Consider the following 13,159-nt stretch of genomic DNA (forward strand, 5'->3'; position numbering starts at 1 on the left):
CTTATTCTCCTTCAACAGTTTCTGGGGCCGCAGGAGCTGTCGCTCTTTTGACCCCTTTGGCTTTCAAGGCCGCTTCAATAACTTCAGGATGATATTTTTCAAAGTAAGCTTGAACGATATCGCGCACGATCGGTGCCGCCCCAGTGCTTCCATGGCAGGCGTGTTCGGCCAAAGCCGCAACCGTGATTTCAGGATTGTCTGCGGGAGCAAATGCCACAAACCAGCCGTGGTGGCGCATATGGATCGGGCGACTTTCACATTTTGCATAAATTTGATCCGCAGAAAAGCCCATGACCTGAGCGGTTCCGGTTTTGCCGGCCATTTGAACGCCTGGAATTTTCCAGTGTTTGGCGGTTCCTCGGTCTCCGTTGGCCACGCGGCGCATGCCCTCTTTGACAACCTTAAAGGTTTCTGAGGAAATGTGCACCCCGTTGGGTTGAGTCTGTTGAAGATCGCGCACAACTTGAGGGAAGTTTTCACGCAAGACCTTCCCATCCTGGTCGATCACTTTACGAAGTAAGAAAGGTTTCACAACTTTTCCCTCAGTGCCGATCGCATTATAGGCAATCGCCATAGAAAGTGGCGTCACGTTCACAAAGCCCTGTCCGATCGCGGTGCTTAAGTTTTCTCCGGGTTGCCACTCTTCACCGACGGTGGCCTTCTTCCACGCTGAGTTTGGCATGGTTCCAGAAACTTCACGAGCCAGTTCAATGCCGGTTTTCTGACCGATACCAAGAAGATTGATATAGTCATACATTTTATCGACTCCCAAGGCGATCCCCATCTTATAGAAGAAGACGTTGGAGGATCTTTCCAGGGCATCGTAGACCGTGATATTACCATGTCCCCCTTTTAAGTGGTCATGGTAAGGTCTTCGGCCAAAGTAGAAAACGCCCGGCGCGCTTACGATGGTCGTTGGCGTGATCACTTTCTCTTGCAGAGCCGCGACGGCCACCAAAGGTTTGAAGGTGGAGCCTGGCGAGTTGTGATCTTGAATGATTTTATTGCGCAATGGTTTGAACGGATCATTGATCAGTTTAGACCAGGTTTGCGCCGAGATCCCCGTTGAAAACTCATTGGGATCAAAAGACGGGGTGCTGACCCACGCTAAGATTTCCCCGTTGGTTTTCATAGCGACAACGGCACCAATGCGATTGAGGCTCATGAAGGACTTGAAGGCAGCTTCTTGGATCTCGCGATCAATGGTCAGAACAGCGTTATTCCCGTGGATGGGAATCTGGTCTTTAATTTGCTCGCCGTAAATGTTGGGAGTTTGCGTGACCGCCTCACGCCCATGGGCATCGACTTGAATGAAGCTGACGCCATCGGCTCCGCGGATGTCTTTTTCCAAAGTCTCTTCAAGACCACTTTTTCCGATAATGTCACCTTGCTCAAAGCGCAAAGTGCCTTTGTAGGTCTCATTAAGCACGGGAAGCTGTCTTTTGGAGATCTCACCCACATAACCAAAAAGTTGAGCGCCGTCCTCTTTCAAAGGATAGTAACGGATGATGGATTCACGGATTTCCAATCCTGGCGTATCAAGGCGCATGCGTTTAAGGCGGAAAACCTCTTCGCGACTTAAATTCTCTTTCAGACGAATTTGTGCGAAGGGGCCGTTTTGGCGGCGGCTCTTGGTCACCTTTAAGACGACTTTGTCTGGCTCCATACCCAAGACAGGGCCGACGGCTTTAGCAAGCTCATCAAGGTTTTCAATATATTGAGGCGTCAAAATAGCTTCGAAACCAGGCAGGTTTTCAACCAAAACCTTGCCATCGCGATCAAGCATCAGGCCGCGCGGAGCCGTGATTTTATTTTGCTTAATACGGTTTTTCTCTGAGAACTCACGAAGTTCGTTTCCAGAAATAACCTGAAGATACCATAGACGCATAGTGAAGATCGAGAGTGTGAAGGCAATGGTGAGATAGAATATTCTATATCGGCCTTGATACTCTTTTGCCTCGTCGGGATTGCTGACGTAAGTACTCATAACTCCAATCCTCCAGGCTCGTGCATAAGTTCATCCTGAGTGATCTTGTCGATTTTCGCCAAAGCCCAATACATGGGGAAAGCGAAAGAGGGTGTTAAAACGATCTGAACGAGGCGATCAACAATTTCAAAACTCGCAGGATTTTTTTCTATCACCAGGGACGTTGATAGATAGATCAGGTGATAGGCCACAGCCGAGAATGTACACATGATAGTATAATATCCTGAGCCACTCCAAAAGACGCGAGTTTTGATGCCATAGACTAAGGTAAAGAGGATCAATAAACTGATCCACATCATTTTCAAGGGCATCGCGGTGAAGGTCAGCAAAATGAAGCCCATGGCATAGATCGTAAAGATCGCCGGGAAAGGTTTACGATAAAGAGTCACATATACGACAAGGTTCAACCACAGCAGGGGGGAAGGGACGTTTCCAAAAAGCTGGAACCAAAATGTCGTTTGCAAACCCGCCACCAAAATAAGGACGGCGAATAAAACGAGAAAATTTAAGATAACATTCCAACGGATCTTCACGGACGTTTCTCCTCAGGCTTTTTGGGCGCTGGGGTTGCTTCAGGAGTCGCGACCTCCGGGGTGGCAGGGGTCTTTTCAACCGTCGCCTGAGGCGCGTATTTATCGCCGAAATCTTCGTTAGCTGCTTGAAGAACGATGAAAACCTCTTCGACCTTGTAAGGATCCACAACGGGGCGCAGATCCACCTTCAAAGAAACGCTGAAGGTCTTTTTCTCCACGGATTCTACCACGGCGACAGGGAAACCCTTCGGGAAGATATTATCAAGACCGCCGGTGACGACCAAGTCTCCTTCTTTAACGTCTTCGGTTTTTTCCACATACTTCAAGGAAAGTGTGCTGCCGTATTGGCTTTTGCCTTCGACAATGCCGTGAGCACGGGTTCTTTGTACGATCCCATCCACAACCGCATAACGATCTGTGATCAGCATAACGTGGGCGGTGAAGGGTTCGGGTTTGAAGATATAACCCAGTACGCCGCCGGTCGTGATCACGGCTTGTCCCGCTTTGAGGCCGTCATTCGTGCCCTTATTGATAGTGACTGTGCTGTGATCAATGACAAGATCGCGTCCGATGACCTGTGCGGCCATAAGATTCATCTTGGTTTGATCTTTAAATGCCAGCAGTCCGCGCAGGCGATCATTCTCGATCAGCAACTCACTCATTTTTTCCAAGCGAGCCTGAAGCTCATTGTTGTGACTTTGAAGTGCTTCGCTTTGCTTTTTGATGTTAATGAGATCCAGGTACATGGCTGTCGTACCCTTGACCCCGTGGCTAAATCCATAAAAGGTTTCAGACACGGCGCTACCCAAAAGAGTGAAAGGTTTTGAGAGCCAGTGGGACTCTTGGGGTCTTTGCTGCATGTTGATGGAAATGAGCGGCAAAGCCAAAACAATCCCGATCATGATTAATTTTTTGAGATCAAAGTTGAAAAAATTCAAAAGTCACCTTCCGTCGTCGTGGCATATTCAAACGCTAGTCAAAAGACTCAGAGAATTCAACAATTTCCCCTTGAAAAAATGCAAAATTCGTTGGGTAATGGTACCGCTTAGTTGATCTACACTCTGGCTTGGCTAGAGTCTCCGCATGTTTTAGGAAGGAAAAGTTTATGAGCGACAATATGGCTGAAAAGTTGAAAAGAAAGCTCTCCACGAAGAGCGTAACTGCGATCATTCTTTTTGGTGCGATCATTCTGGTTTTCGTATTTTTTGGTTTGCCCGGACGCTTGGGTGCAGGGTTTGGATCTGTGGCTCGCGTGAACAATAGTTTGATCTCTTTGGCGGACTTCCAACAGGAAGAAAATCGCATTCAACAATACTATCAAAATCTCTTTGGCAGTCAGATGGATTTTAGCTCTCAGCGTCAACTTTTGCGCCAGCAAGCACTTGAAAACTTGATCCGCATGGAGCTTGTTTCTCAGGCTGCTCAGAAAAATGGCATTTTGACGACGGACGCTGAAGTTCGTGACTTCATCGTAAAAGATATTCCATTTTTTCAACAAAACGGTCAGTTCCAACGTGAATTTTACAGCCGCTACTTAGAATCGACTCGTTCAAACCCGGGGGATTTTGAAAATAAGGTTCGTAAAGACATTGCCAATGTGCGCACTCGTCAGATGTTTGAAATTGTCGCGGGTCCGACGGCCGTTGAACTGAAGAAGTTGCAAGATCTGAAGGCTCAAAAAATCAATGTTCTTTTTGTGAAGATTGACCAAGAGGCGGCATCGAAGGCTCTCAGCAAAGAGAAAGCGGATGCGGCGATTAAAGCTCTGGACGAAGCTTTGCTTAAAGGTGACGAAGCGGCGGTGAATGCTCAGCTTAAAGATCTGAAGGCAACCTGGGAAGAAACCGGTTTGGTTGAGTTGGGCTCTGAAAACTTCCCGAAAATCACAAGTCCTGTGGCGACAGAGGCCATTTTCGAACTTAAGAAAACAGAGCCTTTGTTGAAGCGCCTGGTTCGCGATGGGAATACAAAATACATTTTGAAACTGAAAGAATCTAAGGTTGAAGAAGTGAAAGCTTTAGAGCCCATGTCTGCTGAAATGATGCAGAAGCGCCGTGGGGACGGGATGTTTGAAGCGTGGGTGAATCAGTTCCGCGCAAAATCCAACGTAACTATGAACGCCCAAGCTCTGCAATTGAAATAATGTTGCAGTTTGTTCGAGAGATCCCGATTTCTATAGTTATTGAAGCAGCCCCGTCTCAACGACGGGGTTTCTTATTTCATTTAGCGGCGGGATTTTCCAAGGACGTGGACCCGCTTTCGGGTATGACCGTGAACCTGATGGCGGTCGATCAGTGGCTTTCTGATCTTAAAGTGAATCTTGAAAAAGCTGCGTTTATTTCCTTTGCGGAAGTGATGGCGGTGGCGCGGTTGACTCTTCTGGAAAGAGCCAACAAAGAGGCGGCCACTCTTCAAAGTCTTTCCTTTCGTGAAGAACGGGGGTGGGCTTTTTCTTGGAACTCTGAGGATTCAGAGGACGTCTTGAATTTTTCCTATGCTCATTATCTAGAGTCTTTTCCTAAAAACGAAAAATTTGATCTTTTAAAAGTGGTCTTTCATTGGCGTCGTTTACAAAACGGTGAAGAAGATTTTCAGCACGAAGGCTTTAAGCTGCTGAAAGAGTTGTCCCTTAAAGAATCCGTGGATCTTCATGAAAGCCTCCATGATTGTGTTGGTCATCGCTTGGCCTCGGGAAGTTTTTTGCAAAAAGTGGAGATTCTGCATCTCGGGGCTGGGTACTCGGTCAGCGTTCCCTAGTTGTGGGGGGAGCCCCTTTTTGTCTTCGGGCTTGTGGGTGCAAAGAAATTAGACAGAACAGACGCCTCTAAACGAATATACCGAGGGCCTTCCTTGCATGGGAATTGAAAGCTTTGGGACTAGGACTTAGTCCACGAGGATACCCCATGACTATTGCAAAAATCTTAGTGCTTGGAACATTGTTTTTCTCCATCACAGGGCGGGCTGAAATGTATTGGCAGGCGGATCCTCGGCCACCACGCTTTTGCCTGCAAAACTTCAATGCTTATGGCCCTATCTATGCTTCAAAAGTGGAAGAACGCACGGAGCGTATGACGGGACTTCTGCAAGGGATTCCCAAATGTGAAGTGGTTCACCTCCAAGAGGTGTGGAACGACTCTCATATTGATCAGATCGAAAAGTCTTTGTCTCGACAGTACAACATCAGTTCACCCAATCGGGACGCCAAAATTGGTGTCATGTCGCTTTTTATGGGGGACATCAAGGGACGCCAAACGGTGGATTTCGCCGTCAATAACGAAGGGGGAATCCTTGATGCCGTTCGCGGGGCTTTTAACGTCAAGAAGGCCTATCATGTCGTGCGGGCGAGTTTCTATGAAATGGCCGAAGATTTTTTCTTCATGAACACGCATCTTCATCCGACGTCTCAGGCGGTGCGATTGACTCAAGCTTTGGATCTTTTGCAGTGGCGTTTGAAAAACCAAGACGAAAAGCTGATTTTGTCAGGGGACTTTAATGCCGACATCGACAGCGTCGAAAGAAAATTCTTGATGCTGACGTTGGGGGCTCGCGATGCGATGGAAGAGTCTTTGGGAGGCTCTTATCCACAATGGTATTGCACTTACTGTGCGGGAAATCCCTTGGGATGGATGCTTTCGAATCACACGTTTGATTATATTTTCTTTTCAAATGTGGGGAAGTCCGAGACGTCGCTGAAGGTTTTGGATGGACAGGTGAACATGCGCGGGACGCCAAGAAAACCCTTGTCCGATCACTATGGAGTGCGAGTTGAGTTTTCCGTAGAATCAGAAAAGTCAGCCGTGGCCGCAGAGGTTTTGGAGACTCGTCGCCGGCAGGCTCTCGAGGTGTTCGCGGTGGCCGAGCATATCTTGAAGCAACAAAAAGAGACAGAGTTTCAGCCTTACCTCCGTTTGTTGCAAGATCTCTCAAATCAACTGAAAAGTCGCTCGGGAGCCTTCAACACTTACTTTGAAAAGTTCCACTAAGAACTAATCAAGATGCTTTGGCGTAAAGGCTTCTGGGAAAATCTCCGGGAATTTGAAGCTCTTCATTTTTCCCTGAAGATTGGCGGTATGGATGATGGTTTGCTCGTTGGCAAATTCCGCAATCACCTGACGGCAGAAACCACAAGGGGGCCAAGGTTTTTCAGCGTCACTGACGACTAAAACTTCCTTGATCTGTTTACTTGAGCCCTCACTCACGGCCTTAAAGATCGCCACGCGCTCTGCACAGACGGTGCCGCCATAAGAGGCGTTTTCGACGTTGCATCCCGAATATATTTTCCCGTCACTCATTAGAACGGCGGCCCCAATAAGGGCTCCAGAGTAGGGGGCATGGGCCCGTTTTTGAACATCGCAAGCGGCTTGAAAGAGTTTTGTTTGAAGTTCTGTCATAGATTCAAATTCTCTAATATTTTACTAAGGGCAATCAAGGGTAAACCTTGAATGGCAGTGAAATCTTGGCTTTCAATTTTATCAAAAAGCATAATGCCATGTTTTTCAATTTTATAGCTTCCGGCGCAGTCCGTGGGCATATCCAGTTGCACATACCGCTCCACTTGGGCCTGAGAAAGAGTTTTCATATGCATGCGCGTGATGTCGGTGTAGGGGATGGCTCTTTCGCCATCAAAGACACAGATGGCCGTGATCAACTCATGTGTCTTACCCTGCATGGACAGGATCTGACGAACGGCATTTTCCGGGGTATGAGCTTTTCCGAGGATCTTTCCCTCAAAGGCCACTAACTGATCCCCCCCGATAACGACGCGGCCGGGGCCAGCAAGGCTTGCCGCCTTTAAATAAGCCAACTTTTCCGCCAAGGCCTTTGGAGAAAGGCTCGGATCCTTCTCTTTGTCTTCATCAATGAGGGGGGCTTGGGCGGTGAACTTGTAAGCCAATCGAGAAAGAAGCTCTTGGCGATACTTTGAGGTGCTAGCAAGAATTAATTCCATATAGGAAGAACTTAGAGGGACAGCCTTACTTTTGGTAGCAGCAGCGCGCCATACATGGCTGTGGCTTTCCGCCCTTCCCAAATAGGGGATTATGGGGTAAGAGTGCGGCTCTATATGAGTAAAAAATCGCTGCCAGATGTTGCCAAAGAAATTCACTCTGAAAGATTCGCGCCGATCGACTGGGTGGGAATGGGGTCTATTGAGCTGCCGGTTTTGTTAAAGCAAGCCGACGGGGTCTACCGTATTCCAGCTCGTGTTGATGCCAAGGTCAGTCTGGATAAGAAACCCTCTCGAGGCATCCATATGTCTCGTTTGTATTTGATCACTCAAGAAGTTTTGTCGAAAAATGAGATGTCTTTAGGGCTTCTTGGGGACGCGACGGCAGAGTTCTTAAAAACTCACGAGGACCTTTCTTCTGAAGCGATGGTGCAGGTGCAGTTTGAGGCCCCATTGATTCGTAAGGCCCTCAAAAGTGCCAATCAAGCTTGGCGTTCTTACCCGGTGGTTCTGTCTTCGTTTAATCACGAGGGTGCTAAAAAGTATTTCGTGGAAGTGGTCGTTACCTATTCCAGCACCTGCCCGGCGTCGGCAGCGCTGTCCCGACAGTTGATTCAAGATGGATTCAAACAACAATTCCAAAATCAGTCATTGGATTTTGATGTGATTCACTCGTGGTTGGGAACTCCTCAGGGGATTATCGCGACTCCTCATGCGCAAAGAAGTTTTGCGCGAGTGAAGGTCGAAGTCGGCCCTGCCTATCAGTATGGGGACTTGATTGATATCGTTGAAGAGGCTCTTCAGACAGCCGTTCAAGGGGCTGTGAAAAGGGAAGATGAGCAGGAGTTTGCTCTACGAAATGGTCAAAACCTCATGTTTTGTGAGGATGCGGCTCGCCGGGTGAAAGAGGCTTTAGACAATCAGGCTGAGATTTTGGACTTTGTCGCTGAGTTCAGTCATGTAGAGAGTTTACACCCTCATAATGCCGTTTCGCATATTTCTAAGGGCAAAAATCTTCGTAGTTTCTAAGGGTTGTCTTTGGCCCTGAAAACCTGCCAATTAAAAACCAATTGATAATGGTTCTTAATTATTTGGACTTACCCAGGGCCTTCCCATATAAAATGAGCCTTTGAGGTGACTATGGGTAAAGATTCAGTTCCATTTCTGCCAAGGCAACACGATGAAGATATCGTGGTCCATACAGATGAGTTTGACGAAGCTGAATTAAAGCGAATCATTCGCACCTTGAATCTTAAAGTCACCAGCCAACGCATGGCTATTTTAAAAGCTTTGCACGATGGACGTCGTCACGTCACAGCTCAAGAGCTTTATGAGAAGTTGAACAAAGATCATCCAGATATTGGTTTTGCCACGGTCTATCGTTTTCTTCGCACGTTGACAGAGGGAACTTTTGTGACGGAGGTCCGTATGGGCGGGCTGCCAGCTCGTTACGAGCTGACCCCGAAAGGGCATCATGACCACTTAACTTGCGTGAAGTGCGGAAAGATCTGCGAGTTTGAAAACCGAGCCATCGAGAGCCTGCAAGAAAAAGTCGCCAATCAGTTTGGCTTTAAGTTAACCCACCATATTTTAGAACTTTATGGAGTGTGTCCTTCCTGTCAGGTGAAGTCCTCTGAAGGGTAGTCTAGACCTTGGTGGAAGACTCTTGAGGGGCTTGCGATACTTCTAAAGTCTCGTTTTTAAACGACCGATAAGCCGAACATGAATGCAACTTTGAAAAAGGGAAGTCTTTTGCTTCTCGCTGTATTTTGTTTTGGTTTTAAAGGCGGGGACATCGTCGAGCTTGAAGGCTATTTCAATGCCCGGTACTCTGCCAATTTTCTGAAGTCGACTCAAAACGTAAAATTTGTCATGCCTCCTGGGACACAGGCTCGCATTGAAGAGACCAAAGCATTCAGCTCTGGAAATCACGGTTTAAAAGTACAGATTCTTTCAGGCCCTCAAAAGGGTCAGTCGGCCTGGGTCTACTATAAAAGTTCGGACCCTGGTATGAAGCTCTTTGCTTCCGAGCAAGATATGAAAAAAGAGCAGCCGACAACTCAAGTGGAGCAGGCATCTCACGTGCGCACGACGCGTAAGACGGAGGCGTTAAGAGCGCCAGCGGCGGAAACTGCAGAAAAAGTTGTCGAACATATTGCTCAAGGAAATCGTGCTGTTCAAAAACATGGAAAGCCAGGTGGCCCCTGTGAGGGGTGTGAGGTGGCAAATCTTCATGCGCGAGACGTGGCTCCAACAGGGTCTGCGCCTCCCTCATCGGCAAAGTGGACTCCTATGACGAGTGGTTCTGATAAGCCTGTCATAAATCCTCCGACGCGAACACAGAACCCCTTCGGAATTCGGTCGATTCGCTGCGGAACCAAGCCGGGGAACTACGACGTGTGTTCTTTTGGGGATGATCCGACTCCAGGGAAGTTCCGTTTCTTTAATAAAGGCCCCAATCGAATTGTGTCGACAGGAGAGTCGCGCAGCCGTGAGTGGTCTTTCAATTTTGAGGGCGGCGCTCGTCAAGATCTTGGCATCGCGATCAGTGATATGCCAAACGGCACGATCAGTCAGATTCAAGAAAGTTATATCATGCTTTTCCCGCGTGTGGCTTTGCCCCATATTCGCACCGAGGGAAATCGTCAAATTGTGACCTTACCTAATGGGGAAACGGTGACTTACAATGCTCAGACCAAGGAAGTTATTGGGGGCGTTTTCAGTGAAGACGGGCCTTTGACTCCGGGAGGACGGGACCTCAATCCTGCCAAGGTTTCCTATAAGGGAAATGGTGTGATGCTGCGAATAGATCGTCGTGGGGAGGAGCCTCGCTTAGGGGGCGGTCAAGCCACAATTTCAAAGCAAGGGCGCTCTTGTAAGGTTCCCGTGAAAGACCTCTGGCCAGATCAATCTGAAAAATCACCAGTCCACTTCAAATACTTCTCAGACTCAGATTTTGACGCCTACCTCAAGAGAAAATGTGGTTTCGGACTTTAAAAATCAAACCGTTTAAAAAGTGAAGCGCTGCATTTCAAAAAGGTACGGCGTACCTCTTGCCGGCGCGGGTGCCTCATCTTAGAATGAGGGCTTATGTCACAAGCTGAAGATGGAATCATTGTAAAGGGCGCCAAAGAACACAATCTGAAGAATGTGAGTGTGACTATTCCCAGGAATAAGATCACCGTGTTCACAGGCCTCAGTGGCAGTGGAAAGTCTTCTTTGGCTTTTGATACTGTCTACGCGGAAGGCCAGCGTCGTTATGTGGAAAGCCTTTCGGCTTATGCCCGAAACTTTTTAGAACAGCTTAAAAAACCGGAAGTGGATTCGATCACGGGTCTTTCTCCAGCAATCGCGATCGATCAAAAATCGGTGAGCACCAACCCTCGTTCGACGGTGGGAACGGTGACTGAAATTTATGATTATCTGCGTTTGCTCTTTGCAAAGCTCGGTGTGCCCGAGTGCCCCACGCACCATATCCCGGTGACCAGTCAGACTCCTCAGCAAATCATTGATGATGTTTTGAAGAAAAGCATGGGGACCAAGTTCTATGTTTTGGCGCCCATGGCCTCGGGGAAAAAAGGAGAGTTCCTGGCCGAGTTTCAGCGTTGGGCGAAGAAGGGTTTTGTCAAAGCCAAGGTCGATGGGAAAATGATTGATCTGGATAAGGCGACGAAGCTGGCAAAAACGAAAACCCACGATATTGATCTGGTGATTGATCAGTTGATTTTGAAAGACACTTTGAAACATCGTCTTTCTGAAAGCATCAATACGGCGCTCTCCATGGCGAACGGGCGAGTGCTTATTGAAACCTTGGATGGGGAGCGTACGTCGTACTCTCTTCATTCCGCCTGTCCTGAATGTGGTTACAGTTTTCCTGAAATTGAACCCCGTCTTTTTAGTTTTAACAATCCACGAGGGGCCTGTCCGACTTGCCATGGTTTGGGCACGATAGATCTGGTTGAAGAAGAGCAGTTTTCAGACTCTGAGGTCGGCGGTAAAAAGTTAGATAAAGTCGTTTACAAGTATAAAGGTAAAAAAACATCTGACGATGACGATGATGAAGGCGAAGAAATGGTCTTATCGGATTGCCCCGATTGCCATGGTTCGCGTTTGAAGCCGGAAGCTTTGAATATTCGTCTGGGTGGAAAAACCATCGCCGAACTCTCAGATCTCAGTACCGTGGAATTGCGAGACTGGATTTCCCAGCTTCAATGGAAATCCAAGGATCAGTTGATTGCGGAAAAAATCGTGAAACAAATCGTTTCTCGTTTGGATTATTTGATTCGAGTGGGGACAGGGTATCTGTCGCTCAGTCGTCCCTCACGAACCTTGTCAGGGGGGGAGGCGCAACGGATTCGTTTGGCGACTCAGGTGGGATCCTCTTTGATTGGTGTTCTTTACGTCATGGATGAGCCCAGTATCGGCTTGCATCCTCGGGATCATCATCGCTTGCTTGATATCATTGGCGAGCTCAAAGATCGTGGCAACACGATCTTGCTTGTCGAACACGATGAGGACACGATTCGTTATGCGGATTTTGTCGTCGATCTGGGGCCGCGTGCCGGGGTTTTAGGCGGCGAGATGATGGCGCAGGGAACTCCTGAAGAGCTGGCCAACAATCCGCGTTCTTTGACGGGAAAGTATCTCAAAGGCGAAATGCGAATTCCCGTTCCTCAAGAGCGTCGCAAAGGGAACGGTGAATTTTTACGTCTGAAGGGGGCGACCGGAAATAATCTTCAGAACGTGGATCTGCAAATTCCGTTAGGAACCTTTTGTGCGGTGACGGGGGTTTCTGGTTCTGGCAAGAGCACCCTGATCATTGATACTCTTTATAAGATTTTGGCGCAGCATTTTTACAAAGCATTGGCGATGCCTTCGCCGTTTAAAAAGATTGAGGGTCTTGAGAAGATCGACAAGGTCATCGATATCAATCAAAGGCCTATTGGCAGGACTCCGCGTTCAACGCCAGCGACTTATGTGGGGTTGTTCCCGATGATTCGGGATTTGTTTGCGAATTTGCCGGATTCCAAATTGCGAGGTTATGAGCCTGGTCGTTTTAGTTTTAACGTCAAAGGTGGACGCTGTGAAACGTGTATGGGACATGGACAGATTCGCGTCGAGATGCACTTTTTAAGCGATGTCTTTGTGACGTGTGATACCTGTCAGGGGCGTCGTTATAATCGCGAAACTTTGAATATTAAATACAAAAGCAAATCCATTTCTGACGTGCTGGAGATGAGTGTCGGGGAGGCGTTAGAGTTCTTCCGCAACCACACTCAGATCTATCGGAAGCTGGAAACTCTTCACCGGGTCGGCTTGGACTATATGACTTTAGGGCAAAGTTCGACCACTTTATCGGGGGGGGAAGCTCAACGTGTGAAGCTGTCAAAAGAGCTTTCTCGTAGAGGAACTGGCAAGACGCTCTATATCTTAGATGAACCAACGACGGGACTTCATTTCGATGATGTGCGCAAACTGGTAGAGTTGATTCAGGAGTTGGCAGATCAGGGAAACACGGTATTAGTCATTGAACATAATATGGAAGTCGTGAAAGCGGCGGATCATGTTATTGATTTAGGCCCGGACGGAGGAAAAGGCGGCGGATGGATCGTCGCCGTCGGAACTCCCGAACAGGTTGCTAAGGTTTCGGGCAGCGAAACCGGAAAATTCCTCAAAGCCGTTCTTAAATAAGTC

Annotated in this window: 12 protein-coding genes; 7 read left to right on the forward strand and 5 right to left on the reverse strand. The window is 48.0% G+C overall.

Going from position 1 to position 13,159, the window contains the following annotated elements; translation table 11 throughout:
- Position 1: 1 nt before the first annotated feature.
- The 3 genes from mrdA to mreC are packed head-to-tail and all read right to left on the reverse strand — an operon-like array spanning position 2 to position 3,422.
- The gene (gene mrdA, locus ACM64D_RS04200) at positions 2-1,987 is read right to left on the reverse strand and encodes a penicillin-binding protein 2 (RefSeq protein WP_415061931.1); all 1,986 of its coding nucleotides are present in this window, start codon (positions 1,985-1,987) and stop codon (positions 2-4) included.
- The gene (locus ACM64D_RS04205; RefSeq protein ID WP_415061932.1) at positions 1,984-2,520 is read right to left on the reverse strand and encodes a hypothetical protein; all 537 of its coding nucleotides are present in this window, start codon (positions 2,518-2,520) and stop codon (positions 1,984-1,986) included. The genes mrdA and ACM64D_RS04205 overlap by 4 nt, the downstream gene beginning before the upstream one ends.
- Entirely contained in the window at positions 2,517-3,422 is a 906-nt protein-coding gene (mreC, locus tag ACM64D_RS04210; protein WP_415061933.1) for a rod shape-determining protein MreC, read from the reverse strand. Before mreC ends, ACM64D_RS04205 begins: the two co-directional genes overlap by 4 nt.
- 203 nt (positions 3,423-3,625) lie before the next feature.
- Between mreC and ACM64D_RS04215 the strand changes: the two genes are divergently transcribed.
- The 3 genes from ACM64D_RS04215 to ACM64D_RS04225 all read left to right on the forward strand — a co-directional run bounded on the left by ACM64D_RS04215 (position 3,626) and on the right by ACM64D_RS04225 (position 6,503).
- Complete coding sequence (locus tag ACM64D_RS04215) at positions 3,626-4,663, forward strand: SurA N-terminal domain-containing protein (RefSeq protein ID WP_415061934.1); 1,038 nt, start codon at positions 3,626-3,628, stop codon at positions 4,661-4,663.
- Positions 4,663-5,277, forward strand: coding sequence for a hypothetical protein (locus ACM64D_RS04220; protein ID WP_415061935.1), 615 nt, complete (start codon positions 4,663-4,665; stop codon positions 5,275-5,277). Before ACM64D_RS04215 ends, ACM64D_RS04220 begins: the two co-directional genes overlap by 1 nt.
- A 146-nt stretch (positions 5,278-5,423) precedes the next feature.
- Entirely contained in the window at positions 5,424-6,503 is a 1,080-nt protein-coding gene (locus ACM64D_RS04225) for an endonuclease/exonuclease/phosphatase family protein (protein ID WP_415061936.1), read from the forward strand.
- 3 nt (positions 6,504-6,506) lie between these two features.
- On the opposite strand, the gene ACM64D_RS04230 is transcribed toward ACM64D_RS04225, so the two are convergent.
- On the reverse strand, positions 6,507-6,911 hold the full coding sequence (locus ACM64D_RS04230; protein ID WP_415061937.1) for a cytidine deaminase: 405 nt from the start codon (positions 6,909-6,911) through the stop codon (positions 6,507-6,509).
- Entirely contained in the window at positions 6,908-7,468 is a 561-nt protein-coding gene (locus ACM64D_RS04235; protein ID WP_415061938.1) for a Maf family protein, read from the reverse strand. Before ACM64D_RS04235 ends, ACM64D_RS04230 begins: the two co-directional genes overlap by 4 nt.
- Positions 7,469-7,582: 114 nt before the next feature.
- On the opposite strand from ACM64D_RS04235, the gene folE2 reads away from it, so the two are divergent.
- The 4 genes from folE2 (at position 7,583) to uvrA (ending at position 13,156) form a co-directional block, all read left to right on the forward strand.
- On the forward strand, positions 7,583-8,494 hold the full coding sequence (folE2, locus tag ACM64D_RS04240; RefSeq protein ID WP_415061939.1) for a GTP cyclohydrolase FolE2: 912 nt from the start codon (positions 7,583-7,585) through the stop codon (positions 8,492-8,494).
- A 111-nt stretch (positions 8,495-8,605) separates the two neighbouring features.
- The gene (locus tag ACM64D_RS04245; protein ID WP_415061940.1) at positions 8,606-9,109 is read left to right on the forward strand and encodes a Fur family transcriptional regulator; all 504 of its coding nucleotides are present in this window, start codon (positions 8,606-8,608) and stop codon (positions 9,107-9,109) included.
- Positions 9,110-9,187: 78 nt separating this feature from the next.
- Positions 9,188-10,462 carry a hypothetical protein gene (locus ACM64D_RS04250; RefSeq protein ID WP_415061941.1) on the forward strand — a complete coding sequence of 425 codons (1,275 nt, stop codon included), beginning with the start codon at positions 9,188-9,190 and terminating at the stop codon, positions 10,460-10,462.
- A 93-nt stretch (positions 10,463-10,555) separates the two neighbouring features.
- The gene (uvrA, locus tag ACM64D_RS04255; RefSeq protein WP_415061942.1) at positions 10,556-13,156 is read left to right on the forward strand and encodes an excinuclease ABC subunit UvrA; all 2,601 of its coding nucleotides are present in this window, start codon (positions 10,556-10,558) and stop codon (positions 13,154-13,156) included.
- Positions 13,157-13,159 lie beyond the last annotated feature (3 nt).

This window comes from Bdellovibrio sp. (assembly GCF_047637665.1).
GTDB lineage: Bacteria > Bdellovibrionota > Bdellovibrionia > Bdellovibrionales > Bdellovibrionaceae > Bdellovibrio.

What these genes read in the sequence shown, in the direction of transcription:
- mrdA (WP_415061931.1), bottom strand. Translation starts at nt 1,987, where the DNA reads ATGAGTACTTACGTCAGCAATCCCGACGAGGCAAAAGAGTATCAAGGC.
- mreC (WP_415061933.1), bottom strand. Translation starts at nt 3,422, where the DNA reads ATGATCGGGATTGTTTTGGCTTTGCCGCTCATTTCCATCAACATGCAG.
- ACM64D_RS04215 (WP_415061934.1), top strand. Translation starts at nt 3,626, where the DNA reads ATGAGCGACAATATGGCTGAAAAGTTGAAAAGAAAGCTCTCCACGAAG.
- ACM64D_RS04220 (WP_415061935.1), top strand. Translation starts at nt 4,663, where the DNA reads ATGTTGCAGTTTGTTCGAGAGATCCCGATTTCTATAGTTATTGAAGCA.
- ACM64D_RS04225 (WP_415061936.1), top strand. Translation starts at nt 5,424, where the DNA reads ATGACTATTGCAAAAATCTTAGTGCTTGGAACATTGTTTTTCTCCATC.
- ACM64D_RS04230 (WP_415061937.1), bottom strand. Translation starts at nt 6,911, where the DNA reads ATGACAGAACTTCAAACAAAACTCTTTCAAGCCGCTTGCGATGTTCAA.
- ACM64D_RS04235 (WP_415061938.1), bottom strand. Translation starts at nt 7,468, where the DNA reads ATGGAATTAATTCTTGCTAGCACCTCAAAGTATCGCCAAGAGCTTCTT.
- folE2 (WP_415061939.1), top strand. Translation starts at nt 7,583, where the DNA reads ATGAGTAAAAAATCGCTGCCAGATGTTGCCAAAGAAATTCACTCTGAA.
- ACM64D_RS04245 (WP_415061940.1), top strand. Translation starts at nt 8,606, where the DNA reads ATGGGTAAAGATTCAGTTCCATTTCTGCCAAGGCAACACGATGAAGAT.
- ACM64D_RS04250 (WP_415061941.1), top strand. Translation starts at nt 9,188, where the DNA reads ATGAATGCAACTTTGAAAAAGGGAAGTCTTTTGCTTCTCGCTGTATTT.
- uvrA (WP_415061942.1), top strand. Translation starts at nt 10,556, where the DNA reads ATGTCACAAGCTGAAGATGGAATCATTGTAAAGGGCGCCAAAGAACAC.